Annotated in this window: 13 protein-coding genes; 8 read left to right on the forward strand and 5 right to left on the reverse strand. The window is 66.3% G+C overall.

Going from position 1 to position 16,139, the window contains the following annotated elements:
• Positions 1 to 34 precede the first annotated feature (34 nt).
• Entirely contained in the window at positions 35 to 1,654 is a 1,620-nt protein-coding gene (locus tag HQ354_RS03215) for an amidohydrolase (RefSeq protein ID WP_167677797.1), read from the forward strand.
• Here HQ354_RS03215 and HQ354_RS03220 read toward each other — a convergent pair.
• Positions 1,646 to 2,245, reverse strand: a complete 600-nt coding sequence (locus tag HQ354_RS03220) for a TIGR03086 family metal-binding protein (protein ID WP_167677799.1) — start codon at positions 2,243 to 2,245, stop codon at positions 1,646 to 1,648. The two genes, HQ354_RS03215 and HQ354_RS03220, sit on opposite strands and share 9 nt — an antisense overlap.
• 55 nt (positions 2,246 to 2,300) lie before the next feature.
• Between HQ354_RS03220 and HQ354_RS03225 the strand changes: the two genes are divergently transcribed.
• The gene (locus HQ354_RS03225) at positions 2,301 to 3,299 is read left to right on the forward strand and encodes a YafY family protein (protein WP_261768439.1); all 999 of its coding nucleotides are present in this window, start codon (positions 2,301 to 2,303) and stop codon (positions 3,297 to 3,299) included.
• Positions 3,300 to 3,326: 27 nt separating this feature from the next.
• On the opposite strand, the gene HQ354_RS03230 is transcribed toward HQ354_RS03225, so the two are convergent.
• Positions 3,327 to 5,708 (reverse strand): excinuclease ABC subunit UvrA, encoded by a 2,382-nt coding sequence (locus HQ354_RS03230; protein ID WP_167677801.1) that lies wholly within the window; start codon positions 5,706 to 5,708, stop codon positions 3,327 to 3,329.
• 186 nt (positions 5,709 to 5,894) lie between these two features.
• Here HQ354_RS03230 and HQ354_RS03235 point away from each other — a divergent pair, with 186 nt between their 5' ends.
• Entirely contained in the window at positions 5,895 to 6,320 is a 426-nt protein-coding gene (locus HQ354_RS03235; protein ID WP_114329424.1) for a VOC family protein, read from the forward strand.
• A gap of 2 nt (positions 6,321 to 6,322) precedes the next feature.
• Here HQ354_RS03235 and HQ354_RS03240 read toward each other — a convergent pair whose 3' ends face one another.
• From HQ354_RS03240 to HQ354_RS03250, 3 genes are read right to left on the reverse strand one after another with little or no spacing between them, the layout of a single operon-like run.
• Positions 6,323 to 7,684, reverse strand: a complete 1,362-nt coding sequence (locus HQ354_RS03240) for a metallopeptidase TldD-related protein (protein WP_068424097.1) — start codon at positions 7,682 to 7,684, stop codon at positions 6,323 to 6,325.
• On the reverse strand, positions 7,681 to 9,207 hold the full coding sequence (locus HQ354_RS03245) for a TldD/PmbA family protein (RefSeq protein ID WP_222634162.1): 1,527 nt from the start codon (positions 9,205 to 9,207) through the stop codon (positions 7,681 to 7,683). The genes HQ354_RS03240 and HQ354_RS03245 overlap by 4 nt, the downstream gene beginning before the upstream one ends.
• A gap of 11 nt (positions 9,208 to 9,218) precedes the next feature.
• Positions 9,219 to 9,986: a TSUP family transporter gene (locus HQ354_RS03250; protein ID WP_222634163.1), complete on the reverse strand. Its 768-nt coding sequence runs from the start codon at positions 9,984 to 9,986 to the stop codon at positions 9,219 to 9,221.
• 34 nt (positions 9,987 to 10,020) lie between these two features.
• On the opposite strand from HQ354_RS03250, the gene HQ354_RS03255 reads away from it, so the two are divergent.
• The 5 genes from HQ354_RS03255 (at position 10,021) to lnt (ending at position 15,652) form a co-directional block, all read left to right on the forward strand.
• A complete protein-coding gene (locus HQ354_RS03255; protein WP_068425853.1) occupies positions 10,021 to 11,181 on the forward strand; it encodes a sensor histidine kinase in 1,161 nt (386 codons plus the stop codon).
• Positions 11,182 to 11,233: 52 nt separating this feature from the next.
• Entirely contained in the window at positions 11,234 to 11,893 is a 660-nt protein-coding gene (locus HQ354_RS03260) for a response regulator transcription factor (protein ID WP_167677803.1), read from the forward strand.
• A gap of 81 nt (positions 11,894 to 11,974) precedes the next feature.
• A complete protein-coding gene (locus HQ354_RS03265; protein WP_308115107.1) occupies positions 11,975 to 12,469 on the forward strand; it encodes an FxsA family protein in 495 nt (164 codons plus the stop codon).
• Positions 12,470 to 12,486: 17 nt separating this feature from the next.
• Complete coding sequence (locus HQ354_RS03270; RefSeq protein ID WP_308115108.1) at positions 12,487 to 14,082, forward strand: amidohydrolase family protein; 1,596 nt, start codon at positions 12,487 to 12,489, stop codon at positions 14,080 to 14,082.
• Positions 14,072 to 15,652, forward strand: a complete 1,581-nt coding sequence (gene lnt, locus HQ354_RS03275; RefSeq protein ID WP_222634164.1) for an apolipoprotein N-acyltransferase — start codon at positions 14,072 to 14,074, stop codon at positions 15,650 to 15,652. The genes HQ354_RS03270 and lnt overlap by 11 nt, the downstream gene beginning before the upstream one ends.
• The last annotated feature ends 487 nt before the right edge of the window (positions 15,653 to 16,139 follow it).

Genomic DNA, 16,139 nt, shown 5'->3' on the forward strand with positions numbered 1-16,139 from the left:
CGCGACCTGCATACTTCCTTTTCGGGAGGTAAGGATGTCGTCGTACGCCGATCTTGTCCTTGTCGGAACCGTGTTGACCGTGGACTCGAGTCGCCCCACCGCAGAAGGCGTCGCGGTGCGGGACGGCCGTATCTGTGCGGTGGGCACCAGAGCGGAACTCGACTCCGAGATCGGCCCGAGCACACACGTCGTCGACATCGGCGACGGATGCGTGATGCCCGGTCTGGTCGAGGCGCACGGCCATCCGCTGATGGAGGCGGTGGTGCTGTCCGATCGGATGGTGGACATCCGTCCTGTCACCGTTCGCGACGCCGACGCCGTAGTGCAGGCCGTGCGTGACGAGGTCGGGCGCCGCGGTGACGACGGCGCATTCCTCAGCGGGTGGGATGCGTTGCTGCAGAAGGGCCTTCCGGAGCCGACCCTGGCGTGGCTCGACTCCGTCGCACCGGATACGCCGCTCGTGATCCTGCACAACTCGGGCCACCTCGCGTTCTTCAACTCCGTGGCGGCCCGTCTGCACGGATTGGACCGCACCACACCCGACCCGAAGGGCGCGGCCTACGGGCGTGATGCGAGCGGCGAGCTCGACGGTTCGGCCCGAGAGACTGCGGCGGTGTTTCCGCTCGTCTCGTCTGCGATGAATGCCGGCTCCTATCCGCAGATGCTGGCCGAGGAGTGCGCTCGGCTCAATCGCGCCGGGCTGACGACGTGTTCCGAGATGGCGTACGACCCGAAGTTCGGCCCGCTCGTCGAGGCGTTGAACACGCAGGGAGCGCTGACGGTTCGCCTTCGTACCTACGAGATGTCCAATCCGACGATGACCGCGCGCTCCACCCCTGGTGCGGGCGACGACATGGTGCGCGCTACAGGAATCAAGATATGGGTGGACGGTTCGCCGTGGATCGGCAACATCGACCTGACGTTCCCGTACCTCGACACCGACGCCACCGCTGCCATCGGCGTCGAGCCGGGATCGTGCGGGCACGCTAACTACACCCGCGAACAGCTGACCGAAATCGTCGACGCCTACTTTCCGCTGGGATGGCCGTTGGCGTGTCACGTCATGGGCGACAACGGGATCGACACGATTCTGGATGTGTACGACAGCGTCCTCACCCGTCACCCCCGTCCGGACCACCGGCTGCGCCTCGAACACGTCGGCGCGATCCGCGACGATCAGATCGCACGCGCGGTATCGCTCGGCGTGACGTGCAGCCTGTTCGTCGACCAGATCCATTACTGGGGTGACGTTCTCGTCGACGGACTCTTCGGGCCCGAGCACGGGTCGAGGTGGATGCCGGCCGGGTCGGCCGTAAGGGCAGGTATGAGGGTTTCCCTGCACAACGATCCTCCCGTCACGCCGGAGGAACCCCTGCGCAACATCGCCGTCGCAGTCACGAGAACCACACCGAACGGGCACGTCTCCGGTCCGGAACAACGGCTGACCGTCGAACAGGCCATCCGCGCTCAGACCATCGACGCGGCCTGGCAACTGTTCTCGGAGAACGAGATCGGCTCCATCGAAGTCGGCAAGTACGCGGACTTCGTCGTGCTGTCCGCCGATCCGCGCACCGTCCCGCCGGAAGACATCGCCGACCTCGACGTCCGCGCCACCTACCTCGCGGGCACCCGGGTGTTCGACGGCTCAGCGTGACGCGGCACCCACCCACGGAGCACTGGCCCGACCGGACCAATTGACGAGGCGTTCGGTCGGGCCGGCGTCGGCGGCGGGTTCGACCACGTCGTCGAAAGGCATGACGTCGCGAGGCTCGGCGGGAATCGCGCGCGCGGCGGCGGCGAGCACGGGTTCCACGAGCCGAGGTTCAGCCTCGGACGGTCGACCCGTCGACACCGCCAGATCCCATCCGTGAACGAGGGTTTCGTTGATGTACGCCCACACCGCTGCGCGGCCGGGCACGGTTCCCCACGGCGCCGTGACCGTCATGTCGAGTATGTTCTCACCCTCCCATGCCTCGAGCGCCAGTCGGACCTCCTCTCGATACGCGGCAGCCGCGTCGTCGAACCCGGTGAGCACCACCGGCACGGTCGTCGGGTCGCCGCCCAGTGCCATCGTCCTGGCGCGTCGCACACCCGCGATCTGGTGCCCCACCAGCGCTCGGACGTCGAAGTCCGGGCACGGCGTCGGCAGCGTCATCTGGTCGTCGCGAGTTGCTTCCATCAGATCGGCGACCCAGGCCAGCGCGTCGCGGTAGAGGTGCCGGGGATCGAGCGTGATGTCGGTCATGATCTCTCGTTTCGTCGTGATTCGAACGGTACGAGTAGAAGTCAACGTCGAATACATGACATCTTCTGTCGTGTATTCGTGCGACGATCGGCGAGTGCGTGCGGACAGATTGATCTCGTTGGTTCTTCTGCTGAGAAATCGAGGGCGCATGTCCGCGTCGCAGCTGGCTGTCGAGCTCGAAGTCTCGGAGCGCACGGTTCTGCGGGACATCGACGCCTTGTCCACCTCGGGCTTCCCGGTGTTCGCCGAACGCGGTCGTCACGGAGGTTTCGAGCTTCTTCCCGGCTTCACGACGGACCTCACCGGCTTGACCGCGGAGGAGGCGACAGCGCTCATGTCCGCGGACGCGTCGGCGTCGCTCGGCATGGGGTCGGCCTTCGCGTCCGCCATGCGCAAGGTCGCGGCGTCCTTGCCCGACGAGCAGCGACGCGTCGCGACGTCGGTGGCCGACCGCGTACTGGTCCGACCCGAAGGCTGGCTCCGAGACCCCGAACGAGACGAGTATCTCGACGTCGTTCAGCGCGGCGTCTTTCTCGGGCGCCGACTACGGCTCGACTACGCAGGCCGTAGCGGGACGCCGAGCGTGCGGACGGTGGACCCGATCGGACTCGTGTACGCCGCCGGGCACTGGTACCTGATGGCGACGGTGGACGGGGACGAACGGACCTATCGGGTGTCTCGGATTCGCCGTGCGGAACTACTGGACGACGACGCCCGCAGGAGTACGAGGGTCGATCTCGGTGCGCTGTGGGATGCCGGTCGCCGACGGTTCAGATCGAGTCGGGACACCGTGTCCGTTCGACTGCGTGTGCGGCCCGATCAGCTGGACCACGTCGCCGCCACCGCGATTCGAGTGGACGAGACGTCGGCGCCGCACGACGGGTGGATCGGACTCGACGCACTGTTCGGCGGTGTGGCACATGCCTGTTCGACGGTATGGATGCTCGGAGACGACTGTGAACTGCTCGGCCCCGAAGACGTGAGGGCCGCGGTGTTCGACCGCGCTCAGCGGATGATGACGCGTCATGCACCCCATGTGCGCGCGAATACATAGAGGGCTATGTATTCGCGCGCACGAGGGCTAGCGCCCCACGTACGCCGCGAGATGCTCGCCCGTCAACGTGGACCGGTCGGCGACGAGATCGGTCGGCGTGCCCTCGAAGACGACGCGACCGCCGTCGTGACCGGCGCCGGGGCCGAGGTCGATGATCCAGTCCGCGTGTGCCATGACCGCTTGATGATGTTCGATCACGATGACCGACTTGCCCGCATCGACGAGACGATCCAACAGACCGAGCAGCTGTTCGACGTCGGCCAGGTGGAGGCCGGTCGTCGGCTCGTCGAGAACGTAGATTCCGCCCTTCTCGCCCATGTGGGTCGCGAGCTTGAGGCGCTGACGCTCTCCGCCGGAGAGGGTGGTCAGCGGTTGACCCAGTTTGATGTAGCCGAGGCCGACGTCGACGAAACGCGTCAGGATCTTGTGCGCCGCAGCCAGTTTCGACGTCTCACCGAAGAACTCGTGCGCTTCCGCCGCCGACATCTCGAGCACCTCGCTGATGTCCTTGCCGCCGAGGTGGTATTCGAGGACCGATGCCTGGAAGCGCTTGCCCTCGCATTCCTCGCACGGGGTTGCGACGCCTGCCATCATCGCCAGGTCCGAGTAAATGACACCGTTGCCGTTGCACGTCGGGCAGGCGCCTTCCGAATTCGCGCTGAACAGAGCAGGCTTGACGCCGTTCGCCTTCGCGAACGCCTTGCGGATCGGCTCGAGCAGCCCGGTGTACGTCGCAGGATTGCTACGACGCGACCCGCGGATCGCGCCCTGATCGATTGCGACGACGTCGTCCAACCCGGACAGCGACCCGTGGATGAGCGAGCTCTTGCCGGAGCCCGCGACGCCCGTGACGACGGTCAGCACCCCGAGCGGCACGTCGACGTCGACGTTCTGCAGGTTGTGCGTATCGGCGCCGCGGATCTCGACGACCTCGGTGAACTCCCGGACGGACTCCTTCAGCGTCGCTCGGTCGTCGAAGTGCCGTCCGGTGATCGTGTCGCTCGAGCGCAGGCCGTCGACCGTGCCCTCGAAACATACTGTGCCACCGGCGGATCCGGCCCCGGGCCCGAGATCGACGATGTGATCGGCGATCACGATCGTTTCGGGTTTGTGTTCCACGACGAGAACGGTGTTGCCCTTGTCCCGCAGTTGCAGCAGAAGGTCGTTCATGTTCTGGATGTCGTGCGGATGCAGACCGGTGGTCGGCTCGTCGAACACGTAGGTGACGTCGGTGAGCGACGAACCCAGGTGCCGAATCATTTTGGTGCGCTGAGCTTCACCACCGGAGAGCGTGCCTGCGGGACGCTCGAGCGACAAGTAGCCCAGTCCGATCTGCACGAACGAGTCGAGCGTCTTGCCGAGCGACTCGAGCAGGGGTGCGACGGACGGTTCCTTCAGCCCGCCCACCCATTTCGCAAGGTCGCTGATCTGCATCGCGCACGCGTCGGCGATGGAGATTCCCTTGATCTTCGACGACCTCGCACCCTCGTTCAGACGGGTCCCGTCGCACTCCGGACACGTCTGGAACGTCACCGCACGCTCGACGAACGCGCGGATGTGCGGCTGCATCGCGTCGACGTCCTTGGACAGGAACGACTTCTGGATCTGAGGAACGAGACCCGAGTAGGTGAGGTTGATGCCCTCGACCTTGATCTTGGTCGGCTCGCGGTAGAGGAGATCGTTCAGTTCCCGCTTGGTGAATTCGGCGATCGGCTTGTCGGGGTCGAAGTAGCCGCAGCCACGGAAGATTCGGCCGTACCACCCCTCCATGCTGTATCCGGGGATCGTGATCGCACTCTCGTTGAGGGACTTGCTGTCGTCGTACAGCGCCGTCAGGTCGATGTCGCTGACCGACCCGCGTCCCTCGCAACGCGGACACATGCCGCCGGTGATCGAGAAGGTCCGCTTCTCCTTGGTCTCACGCCCGCCCTTCTGCACGGTGACGGCTCCGGCGCCGGAGATCGACGCGACGTTGAACGAGAACGCCTGAGGCGACCCGATGTGCGGCGTACCGAGGCGGCTGAACAGGATGCGCAGCATCGCGTTGGCGTCGGTGGCAGTGCCGACCGTCGAGTGCGGATTGGCACCCATCCGCTGCTGATCGACGATGATCGCAGTGGTCAAGCCGTCGAGCACATCGACGTCGGGCCGCGCGAGCGTCGGCATGAAACCTTGGACGAACGCGCTGTACGTCTCGTTGATCATGCGCTGCGACTCGGCGGCGATCGTGCTGAACACGAGAGAGCTCTTGCCCGAACCGGACACGCCGGTGAACACGGTCAGTCGGCGTTTGGGGATCTCGACACTGATGTCCTGCAGGTTGTTGACCCGCGCGCCCTGGACTCGAATCAGATCGTGGCTGTCGGCCACGTGCATCTCGGGTGACCGTGTGCTCGCACTCGCTGCCATCCGTTGTCGCCTCTCCCTCGGTGGGTTCACGCGGAATACGTTAGTTCCAGCGCCGCCGTGATACTTCTCGAATCCTGACCGGATTGGGCTTCGCGCGTTTCGACTCACGCGCGGCGGTGCACTCTCCGGCGGGGTGGCACGCGGGCAGCGCGACGGCGACAGGTCTTCGACGAGGAGAGACACACCATGGCGATAGCAGCTACCGATTTCCACCACGTGCGCATCACCGTCAGCGACATAGACGTCTCGCGGAAGTTCTACGACGACGTGTTCGGCTTCGACGTCGCGTACGAGTGGGATCCGAACGCCGACGAGCAGACCAAGAAGGCGCTGTGGTTTCTGTTCGGGGGAGTGATCTACTCGTTCGCCGGGGGACTGTTCGGCCTTCGTCCGGTTGCGCCGGGCGAGGATCGGTTCGACGAAGACCGCGCAGGCCTCGACCACCTGAGCTTCGCCGTCGCGACCTACGACGATCTCGAGAACGCCGTGGCGACCCTCGACGAACTGGGAATTCGTCACGAGGGCATCAAGTCGGCCGGCGAAGGCCTGAGCATCCTGGAATTCCGTGACCCGGACAACATCGCGCTGGAGATCTCAGGACCGGAGAAGTAGTCCTACTGTGCTTTGCTCACCGAGGACATGTGGAAATCAGGAATACGTAACGGCGGCATCGCCGTTCGCGTGAACCAGTCCTTCCACTCCCGGGGCAGCGTCTTCTCCGTCGCCCCGGCCTCGGTGACGCGGCGCAGCAGATCCAGTGGGCTCTCGTTGAAGCGGAAATTGTTGACGGCTCCGGTGACCGTTCCGTCCTCGACGAGGTAGACGCCGTCACGGGTCAGTCCGGTGAGCAGCAACGTGGCGGGATCGACCTCTCGGATGTACCACAGCGTCGTCAGCAGCAGTCCACGCTCGGTGCGTGCGATCATCGCGTCCAGGTCGGCGTCGCTGCCGCCCGTCAGGACGAGGTTGTCGCCGGGGATCACGGGGTCGGTGTCGTACTTGTCGGCGAGGAACCGCGGGTACGCCAGCGCTCCGACGGCACCGTCACGTACCCAGTCGACGCGCGAGGTGGCCATTCCGTTGTCGAACACCGAGACCGAATCGTTGGACGCACCGGTCGCGACGAAGGGCGAGTACTCGAGCCCGGCGTAGTTCGGATCGGAGAACAGCGTCAGGGGAATCGAACCGAGCTTCTCGCCGACGCGTGTGCCGCCCGGCCGCGACAACGCCGTATGACCTTCCTGCGCTCCCCGGCCTTCCATCGTCCACATCAGGTAGATCATCAGATCGGCGATGGCCGACGGCGGTAGCAACGTCTCGTATCGTCCTGCTGGAAGATCGAGTTGCGTCGAAGCCCACCCCAGCCGCGTCGACAGGTCACTCAGCAACGAGGCGACGTTCACGTCGTCGAAGTGCTTGGTGCTCGCGCCGACCCAGGCACTCGCGTCGTCGCGTTTGCCGTTGATCTCGATCGAGCCGGTGGGCTGCGTGAAACGGCGCCGGATCCCCGACGTCGATCCGAGCCAGACCGTGTCGAGGCGGTGATGGGCGAAGCCGTACAGCTGGTCCCGGCCGGCGAAGCCCGCGGCGAGGTCCTCGGTGAAACGGCCGAACACGCCGATGCTCGTGAGCGCGGTGTCGGCGGCCCAGTCGTCCGGATCGCCGGTGCCGGTGACGAGTGGCATCGCATCCTCGGCGGGTTCGGCTGCGCGAGCGGTGTTCTCGCACGCTGCGACGATCGACGCGATCTCGTCCGGGTCGACGCTCGTCGACGACATCGTCGCGACCTTCGTGTCGCTCGATCCACGGACCACGGAGACGACGGTCCAGTGTCGCGAAATTCCGATTCCGTTGGTGGTCATCGAATTTCCGGCCCAGCGCAACGACGCCTCGCTGGAGTCGGTGACGATGACGAACGTGTCGTCGACCGTGGCGAGTGCGAGCACCCGCTCGACGACCTCGTGACCGGGAATCACTGGCCTGCCTCCGATCGCGTGTTGAGAACGTTCACTCCACGGAAGACGGCAGCGGGACATCCGTGACTGACGGCCGCGACCTGACCGGGCTGCGCCTTTCCGCAGTTGAACGCGCCACCGAGGCGTCGCGTCGACACGCCGCCGACGAGATCCATCGATCCCCAGAAGTCGGTCGTCGTCGCTTGATAGGCGACATCGCGCACCTGGCCGTCGAGCACGCCGTTCCTGATGCGGAAGAACCGCTGTCCGGTGAACTGGAAGTTGTAGCGCTGCATGTCGATCGACCAGCTCTTGTCGCCGACGACGTAGATCCCGTCGTCGACCGAGGCGACCAGATCGTCGATGGTGCGATCGACGACGGGATCCGGTTGCAGAGACACGTTCGCCATCCGTTGAATCGGAACGTGCTGCGCCGAGTCGGCGTACGAGCACCCGTTGGAGCGGGGGAGTCCCAGCCTCGGCGCGAACACGCGGTCGAGTTGATAGCCGACGAGGACGCCGTCACGGATCAGATCCCACTGCTGCGCGGCCACGCCGTCGTCGTCGTAGCCGATGGTGGAGAGCCCGCCCACCTCCGTGCGGTCGGCCGTCACGTGCATGATGTCGCTGCCGTACTTCAGTGTGCCGAGTTGGTCCGGGGTCGCGAACGACGTACCGGCGTACGCCGCTTCGTACCCGATAGCGCGGTCGTACTCGGTTGCGTGACCGATGGATTCGTGGATCGTGAGCCACAGATTGGTCGGGTCGATCACCAGGTCGGTCGGCCCCGGAACGACGGACGGCGACTTCACCTTCTCGGCGAGCCATCCGGGGATGCGCGTCAACTCGTCCGACCAGTCCCACGTGCTGTCGGCACCGAGGTACTCCCACCCACGGCTGACCGGCGGGGCGAGAGTGCGCATCGTCTCGAAGGCGCCCGCGGCCGTGTCGACCGTCGTCGCTTCGAGCTGGGGGTGGAGCCGGACTCGTTGCTGCGTGATCGAACTGCCGGCCAGATCGGCGTAGTACGTCTGTTCCTTGACCTGCAGTACCGAAGCGGTCACGTGATCGACGCCGTCCGACGCGCGAAGGCGGGCGGAGTAGTCGGTGAGCAGTTCGACCTTGTCGCGGGTCGGAACGTGAAACGGATCGACGTCGTACTCCGACACCCATGTCGCGTTCGCGTACACGGGCTCGTCGGCGAGCTCGACGCGTTCGCGATTCAGCGACCGGAGTGCCTGGGCGACGTCGACGGCAGTGCGTGCCGTCGACGCGGCCGCGTCGACCGACAGATCGCTGTGCGACGCGAAACCCCACGTACCGTCCACGACGACGCGCACTGCGAGGCCGATTTCGGAGCCGTCCACGGCCGACTGGACGACGCCGTCGCGCAGGTTCAGCGATTGCGTGGTGAGGCGCTGCACTCGGAAGTCCGCGTGCGACGCACCGGCGCGCCGCGCGACGTCCAGGGCAGCAGCGGCCAGTTCGCCGCACGGCAACGCACGGAAGTCCGGATCGACATCGCGGTGGGGCGGCTGGGTCACAGACACGGAGATTAGCCGAATTGTTGCCAGCCGAGGCGGACAACCATGCCGACGACGACGACGAGCAGTACGACGCGCACGAATCCGGCGCCGCGTGCGAGCGCTGCACGCGATCCCAGCACGGCCCCGATCACGTTGCACACCGCCATCGCTGCGCCCAACTGCCACAGCACGTGTCCGGTCACGGCGAAGAACGTCAGAGCCCCGACGTTGGATCCGAGATTGAGCACCTTGGCCATCGCGGCGCTGCGCACGAACTCGGTGCCGAGCAGCGTCGCGAACGCGATGATGAAGAACGTTCCCGTGCCGGGGCCGAGAATGCCGTCGTAGAAGCCGAAGCAGCCGGCGGCGAGAAACACGACGACGAGAATCTTCCGAGTCGTCGGCGGGCGAGCTGCGGCGACGGTCCCGATGGTCGGGCGCGTCGTCACGAGCACCGCGACACCGACGAGCGCGACCATGATGATCGGGATGAACAGGTCGCGGTCGATCAGCGACACCGCCGCGGCGCCACCGGCAGCCGCGACCGCGGCGAGCACCGCGGCCGGCACGAGAATCTTCCAGTCGAGAGCCACCTTGCGTGCGAATGTCACGACGGCCGCGGCCGTACCGAACACGGCTGTCACCTTGTTGGTCGCGAGCGCTGCCTGGGGACTCAGCTGCGGCGCGACCAGCAGGATCGCGGGTAGCAGGATCAATCCGCCGCCGCCGACGACCGCATCGACCCAGCCGGCGGCAGTGGCCGCCACCATCAACAATCCCCAGTCCGCCGCGGTCATAAGGCCCTTGCTCGCATACGGCAAACTCAATCACATGCGGAGATTCAGCCTGTGGCTCAGGGGCAAGCCCTTCGTCGCGGACTCGCTGCTCGCAGGAATGCTCGTCGTGCTCGACGTCGTCGCGCTGGTCGCCAACGCCGAGTCGACGAATTGGGTGCTGTTCGGTGTGGTCACCTCGGCGGTCTGCACCCCGATCGCATGGCGTCGTCGGCACCCTCGAACGGTCGCGGTCGCGGTGCTCGTGGTGTCGTTGTTCGGCACGACGACCGGCGCGGCACTGGGAGAGACGACCAACCTTCATCCCTCGCTGCTCGCGCTGCCGATCATGCTGTACACGTTGGTGGCCTACGTGGGTCGGCGTGACGCGCTGTTCTATCTGATCGCGGTGATCCTGGATTCGATACTGGCGCTGCTTCTGTTCGACGAGGACCTCATCACCAGCGTCGTGTTCGGCGCCATGATGTATGCGCTGGCGTGGATCGCGGCCGAGTTCCTCGGCGCCCGGCGCGCGTACGACGAGGCCGTCGAAGCGCGCCTTGTCGTCGCCGAGTACGACCGAGATCGCCGCGCCGAGGAGGCGGTCGCCCTCGAACGGACGCGCATCGCACGCGAACTGCACGACGTCATCGCCCACGGGGTGAGCGTCATGGTCGTACAGGCCGACGGTGCGTCCTACGCGATACGCAAAGATCCCGAGCGGGCCGAACAAGCCGTCGCGAACATCTCGGCGACCGGTAGGCAGGCGCTTGCCGAACTGCGCCGGACCGTTGCCTTGCTGCGAACGACACCTCACACCGACGACATGCCGCAGTACGGCACAGCGGGTCTGGCGAAGGTGGTGGACATGATGTCCAAGGCCGGCCTCTACGTCGAACTCGAGCAGACGGGAAACCTCGACGACATCAGCCCCGCGATCAGCTTGGGAGTACATCGTGTCGTCCAGGAGTCGCTGACCAACGTGCTGCGACACGGCGGTCATGCGCCGAGAGCTCGCGTGTCGGTCGTCCGACGGGACAGCGGCGTCCACGTCGAGGTGATCAATCGCGACGTCGGACCGACTGCGAGCACGGTGCAGGGAACCGGAAACGGGCTCCTCGGCATGCGCGAACGCGTCGCCGTCCTGCAGGGGACCCTGGACGCGGGCCGTACCGACGACGGCCAGTGGGTGGTGCGTGCGGTGCTCCCACTCGAATAGACGGGAGTGGAGCCTGCGGAACTTATCGGCCGCGGGGGATAGGTTGTCCCCTGTGCCGATCACCGTTCTCATCGTCGACGACCAGGAATTGATGCGGATGGGCCTGACGATGGTCCTCGACGCCCAGGACGATCTGTCCGTCGTGGGCGAAGCGTCGGACGGTGCGTCGGCGCTCGCGAAGGTCGACGAGTTGAAGCCGGACGTCGTACTGATGGATGTCCGGATGCCGGGCATCGACGGCGTGACGGCGACGTCGCGCATCGTCGAGTCGAATTCCGAGGCACGTGTTCTGGTGATGACGACGTTCGATCTCGACGAGCACGTCATCGGTGCGTTGAAGGCGGGCGCGAGCGGGTTTCTGCTCAAGGACACCCCACCGGAGGATCTCGTCTCCGCCATCCGGAGCATCGCGGGTGGCGACGCCGTCGTGTCGCCGAAAGTCACGCGGCGCCTGTTGGGACGGTTCATCTCCGGCGACACGACGCCGACTCGCGATCCGGCGATGCTCGACGCGCTGACCGACCGTGAGCGCGAGGTGCTCGGACTGCTCGCCACAGGATTGTCGAACGCCGAGATCGCCGGCAGCCTGGTGTTGTCCGAGGCGACGGTGAAGACACATGTCGGGCGTGTACTGACAAAGCTCGGTCTACGCGACCGCGTCCAGGCCGTCGTTCTGGCCTACGAAACGGGACTGGTTCGGCCGGGGGCCTAGCTGCTCGACGGAATGTCGTCCGATCCGGGAGAAAATCGGAACCCCGGTTCGTTGTCGATACAGGCAACGAAAGGAACTACCGTGTTTGCGCTCTTTCTCCTCTATGTCGTCGTCGAGGTGGCCGCACTCGTCGCGGTCGGCAGCGCGATCGGTGTGCTGTGGACCGTGCTGCTGTTGATCGCAGGTTCGGTCGTCGGGCTCGTCCTCGTACGGTCGCAGGGCCGCCGCGTCATGGAGGGTCTGCGCGCCGCCAGTCGCGGTGAACGGACGCCGGCGGGAGCGGTCGCCGACGGTGTTCTGTTCGCGGTCGGGTCGGTCGCGATGTTCGTACCAGGTCTGGTGACGACAGTGTTCGGCATCCTGCTGCTGCTGCCGGTCTCGCGGTGGGCCCTGCGGCCGCTGGTGCTGGCCGCTGCTGCCCGCTGGATGCCGAGCATCGCGGTCGCGACGCGCAGAATGCGACCGACCGTCATCGACGGCGAGGTGATCGGTGAGACGTACGCGGGGCAGTACCCGAGCACCAGCGGGCGCATCATCGAGATCGACGGACGGGATTTCGATAAGCCGACCCGCTGAGGGCAGACTGGTCAGCCGTGAGCACCCAACTGTTTCTCGGCGGGCGGATCTACAGCGCTTCCGCTCCCGACGCCACGGCGATGGCCGTCACCGATGGAATCGTCACGTGGACAGGCGAAGACCGAACCGGCCGCGCACTTCATCCGGGTGCCGAGGAGTTCGACCTCGCGGGGGCCTTCGTCGCTCCCGCCTTCGTCGACGCACATGTTCATACGACGGCACACGGGCTGCTGCTCGGCGGGTTGGACCTGTCGGCGTCCCGGTCCCATGCTCAGTGTCTGGACGAACTCCGCCGTCACGCCGCGCGAACCGACGACGCGGTGATCTGGGGTCACGGCTTCGACGAGTCGCACTGGCCGGACGGGGGAGCACCCACCACCTCCGAGCTCGACGCCATCGCCCCCGGCCGCGCCGTGTATCTGACGCGCGTCGACTCGCATTCCGCCGCGTGCTCGACGGCCCTGCGCGCGGCGTGCCCGGACCTTGCGAACGCGATCGGCTTCCACCCGGAGCTGCCGGTGACCGCTGCGGCTCATCACGTGGTTCGCGCCGCCGCTCGATCCCTGCTGACCCCCGCCGCACGTGAAGCGGCCCGTCGGCGAATGCTCGACGCGGCGGCCGCAGCCGGGATCTGCGCAGTGCACGAGTGCGGTGGCCCCGACGTATCGGGTCTGGGTGACTTCACCGAACTCCTGGCCACCGAGCACGGGGTGGAGGTCCGCGGCTACTGGGGCGAAGCGGTCACCAGCGCCGCGGAGGCCCGGGACCTGCTCGCACGGACGGGTGCGCACGGACTGGCGGGCGACGTGTTCGTCGACGGTTCCCTCGGATCGCACACCGCGTGGCTCACCGACGACTACACCGACGTCCACGGCCGAGGCACGTCGTACCTCGACGTCGACGCGATCGCTGCGCACGTCGCCGCGTGCACCGAAGTCGGTGTTCAGGCGGGATTCCACGCCATCGGTGACGCTGCGGTGACAGCCGTCGTCGACGGCTTCGCGCGTGTCGCCGCCTCGGTGGGTGGTCCAGCGCTGGCCGCGCGCGGCCACCGCGTCGAACACCTGGAGATGGTTTCCGTCGACCACGCCGCGTCGCTCGCGGCGTGGGGCGTCATCGCGAGCATGCAACCGCGGTTCGACCGCCTCTGGGGAGGTGACGACGGCATGTACGCACAACGCCTCGGCGCGGACCGCGCGCGTGCACTGAATCCGCTGGCACCGTTGGCCTCCGCGGGCGTATCCCTGGCATTCGGATCCGACGCACCGGCGACGTCGATGGACCCGTGGGCGGTACTACGCGCTGCGGTCGGTCACCACACAGCCGGTAGCGGAGTCTCGCCGCGCGCAGCGTTCGCCGCTGCCACCAGGGGCGCGTGGCGAGCAGGCGGTGTGCGCGACGGGCTGGCGGGGACGTTGACGCCGGGAGCGCCTGCCAGTTTCGCGATGTGGGACGCGCCCGAACTCGTCGTGAAGGCCCCGAAGGATGGCGTTCAGCGGTGGTCCACCGATCCGAGAGCGGGAGTGCCGCCTCTGCCGCCGCTCGAGCTGGACTCGCCGAGCCCGCGTTGCCTGCGCACCGTTCATCGCGGGCGCGTGATCCATGAAGCGTGACCCTCGGGCGATCACGAGGGTCGCCGCGTCGAGTGCTGTCTCCGTGGCGTCGGGTCTGCTGCTCTATTTGAGCTTCCCACCCCGCACGCTATGGTTCCTGGCACCGTTGTCGATCGCACTGCTGGTCCTCGTGCTCGTCAGAGGGCGGGGAGACGGTCCACAGTCGAAGAAGGCCGGTTTCGGATACGGACTGCTCGCCGGCTTGGGCTTCTTCGTTCCGTTGTTGCCGTGGATCGGTGTGTACGTCGGACCACTTCCGTGGCTCGCGCTGGCGACGGCGGAATCGGTCTTCACCGGACTGTTCGGCGTGCTCGCCGTCGTCGCGGCACGGACCCGGTGGTGGCCTCTGGCTCTCGCTCTCGTCTGGAGCCTCGTCGAATGGGCTCGATCCAGTTTCCCGTTCGGTGGTTTTCCGTGGGGTCGCCTCGCGTTCGGACAGCCCGACGGGTGGCTTCTGCCTCTCGCGGGCGTCGGTGGCGCCCCGCTCCTGAGCTTCGGTGTCGCACTGACGGGGACCGGACTGGCCGCGGTGGCTGTCGCGCTGCTCGAGAAACGCCTTCGCGGAATCATCGTCGGCGTCTCCGTCGCCGCGAGTGCGTCGATCGTCGCCCTTGCCGTGGCACCGATGCTCATCGGGGACTCGCACGATCCGGATTCGCGCACCATCACCGTCGCGGCGATTCAGGGAAGCGTCCCGCGCCTCGGGCTCGACTTCAACGCACAGCGTCGCGCGGTGCTGGACAACCACGTTCGCGAAACGCTGAGTCTTGCCGACGACGTGCGTGCCGGCCGCACGCCCGCGCCCGACCTCGTGGTGTGGCCGGAGAACGCGTCGGACATCGATCCGCTCCGCAACGCAGATGCGGCCACCGAGATCACCGCGGCGTCCGAGGCGGTCGGCGCGCCCATCCTCGTCGGATCCGTTCTGGTCAACGACGATCGCACGACCACCAACTCGGTCATCGTGTGGGACGGCGCAGCAGGGCCGGGGGAGCGCCACGACAAGAAGATCATTCAGCCGTTCGGCGAATACTTGCCGTGGCGTAGCTTCTTCCGGCTGTTCTCCGAGTACGCCGATCGTGCCGGTTACTTCGTGCCGGGGACCGGCAACGGTGTCGTTCACGCGGACGGAATCACCGCCGGCATCGCGACGTGCTACGAGGTGGCATTCGACCGTGCGTTGAACGAATCCGTCCGCTCCGGTGCGGAATTCATCGCGATACCGACCAACAACGCAACCTTCGGCGATACCGAGATGACCTATCAACAACTGGCGATGTCGCGCGTACGAGCCGTGGAGCACGGCAGGTCGGTCGTCGTGGCAGCAACGAGCGGTGTCAGCGCGATCGTGTCGCCCAGCGGGGCTGTGACGCAACGGACGGAGCTGTTCGTTCCCGATGCGCTGGTCTCGCAGATCGAGCTGCGTCACGACACGACGGTCGCCACCGATCTCGGGGCGATCCCGGAGTACGTTCTCTGTTCGCTTGCAGCGATATTCGTCGTTGTCGGAGTTGCACGATCGCGCAGAACAATCCACACGACCGGTTCGGTCGGAAAAATCGACCACTAGCCCCGTAACGACCGATTCGTATGGATTCGGCGTCGATTTATCCGCCGATTTTCGTATGACGACTTGGGTTGCGCGCCAGCCATTGTCGAGATCTGTAACGGTCTCCGACGTAGGCTCGATTCCTCAATAGTGATCGGCCATAAAGGGGGCGGCGCATTATTGTATGTTCTAGTTCGCGGTGTGTGTAAGCGCACATGTCCGTCGTAGGGAATGAACAGCTTCGGCCTCGGTCGGCGATTCGTTCGGTCGATCGTGGTGGAGACCTGTCGTGCACGACGCAGGTCGCGCGGTTCGTCCCGGTCGTCGATGTGCGGTCGGTGGCTCGGACACTCGGGAGGGATCTTCGGTGGAAGATTGGGTGCTCGTCGACAAGCCTGCAGAATCGCTCGTGAAACAATCCGCGAGTACGGTCATGCGACCATTGCCGTACCGAACTTCGGCGTCGCCCCGTCGGTGCGGGCCAATCCACGCCTTTGCGCGCAACGAA

This window comes from Rhodococcus sp. BP-261, from assembly GCF_019835205.1.
Classification (GTDB): domain Bacteria; phylum Actinomycetota; class Actinomycetes; order Mycobacteriales; family Mycobacteriaceae; genus Rhodococcoides; species Rhodococcoides kyotonensis_B.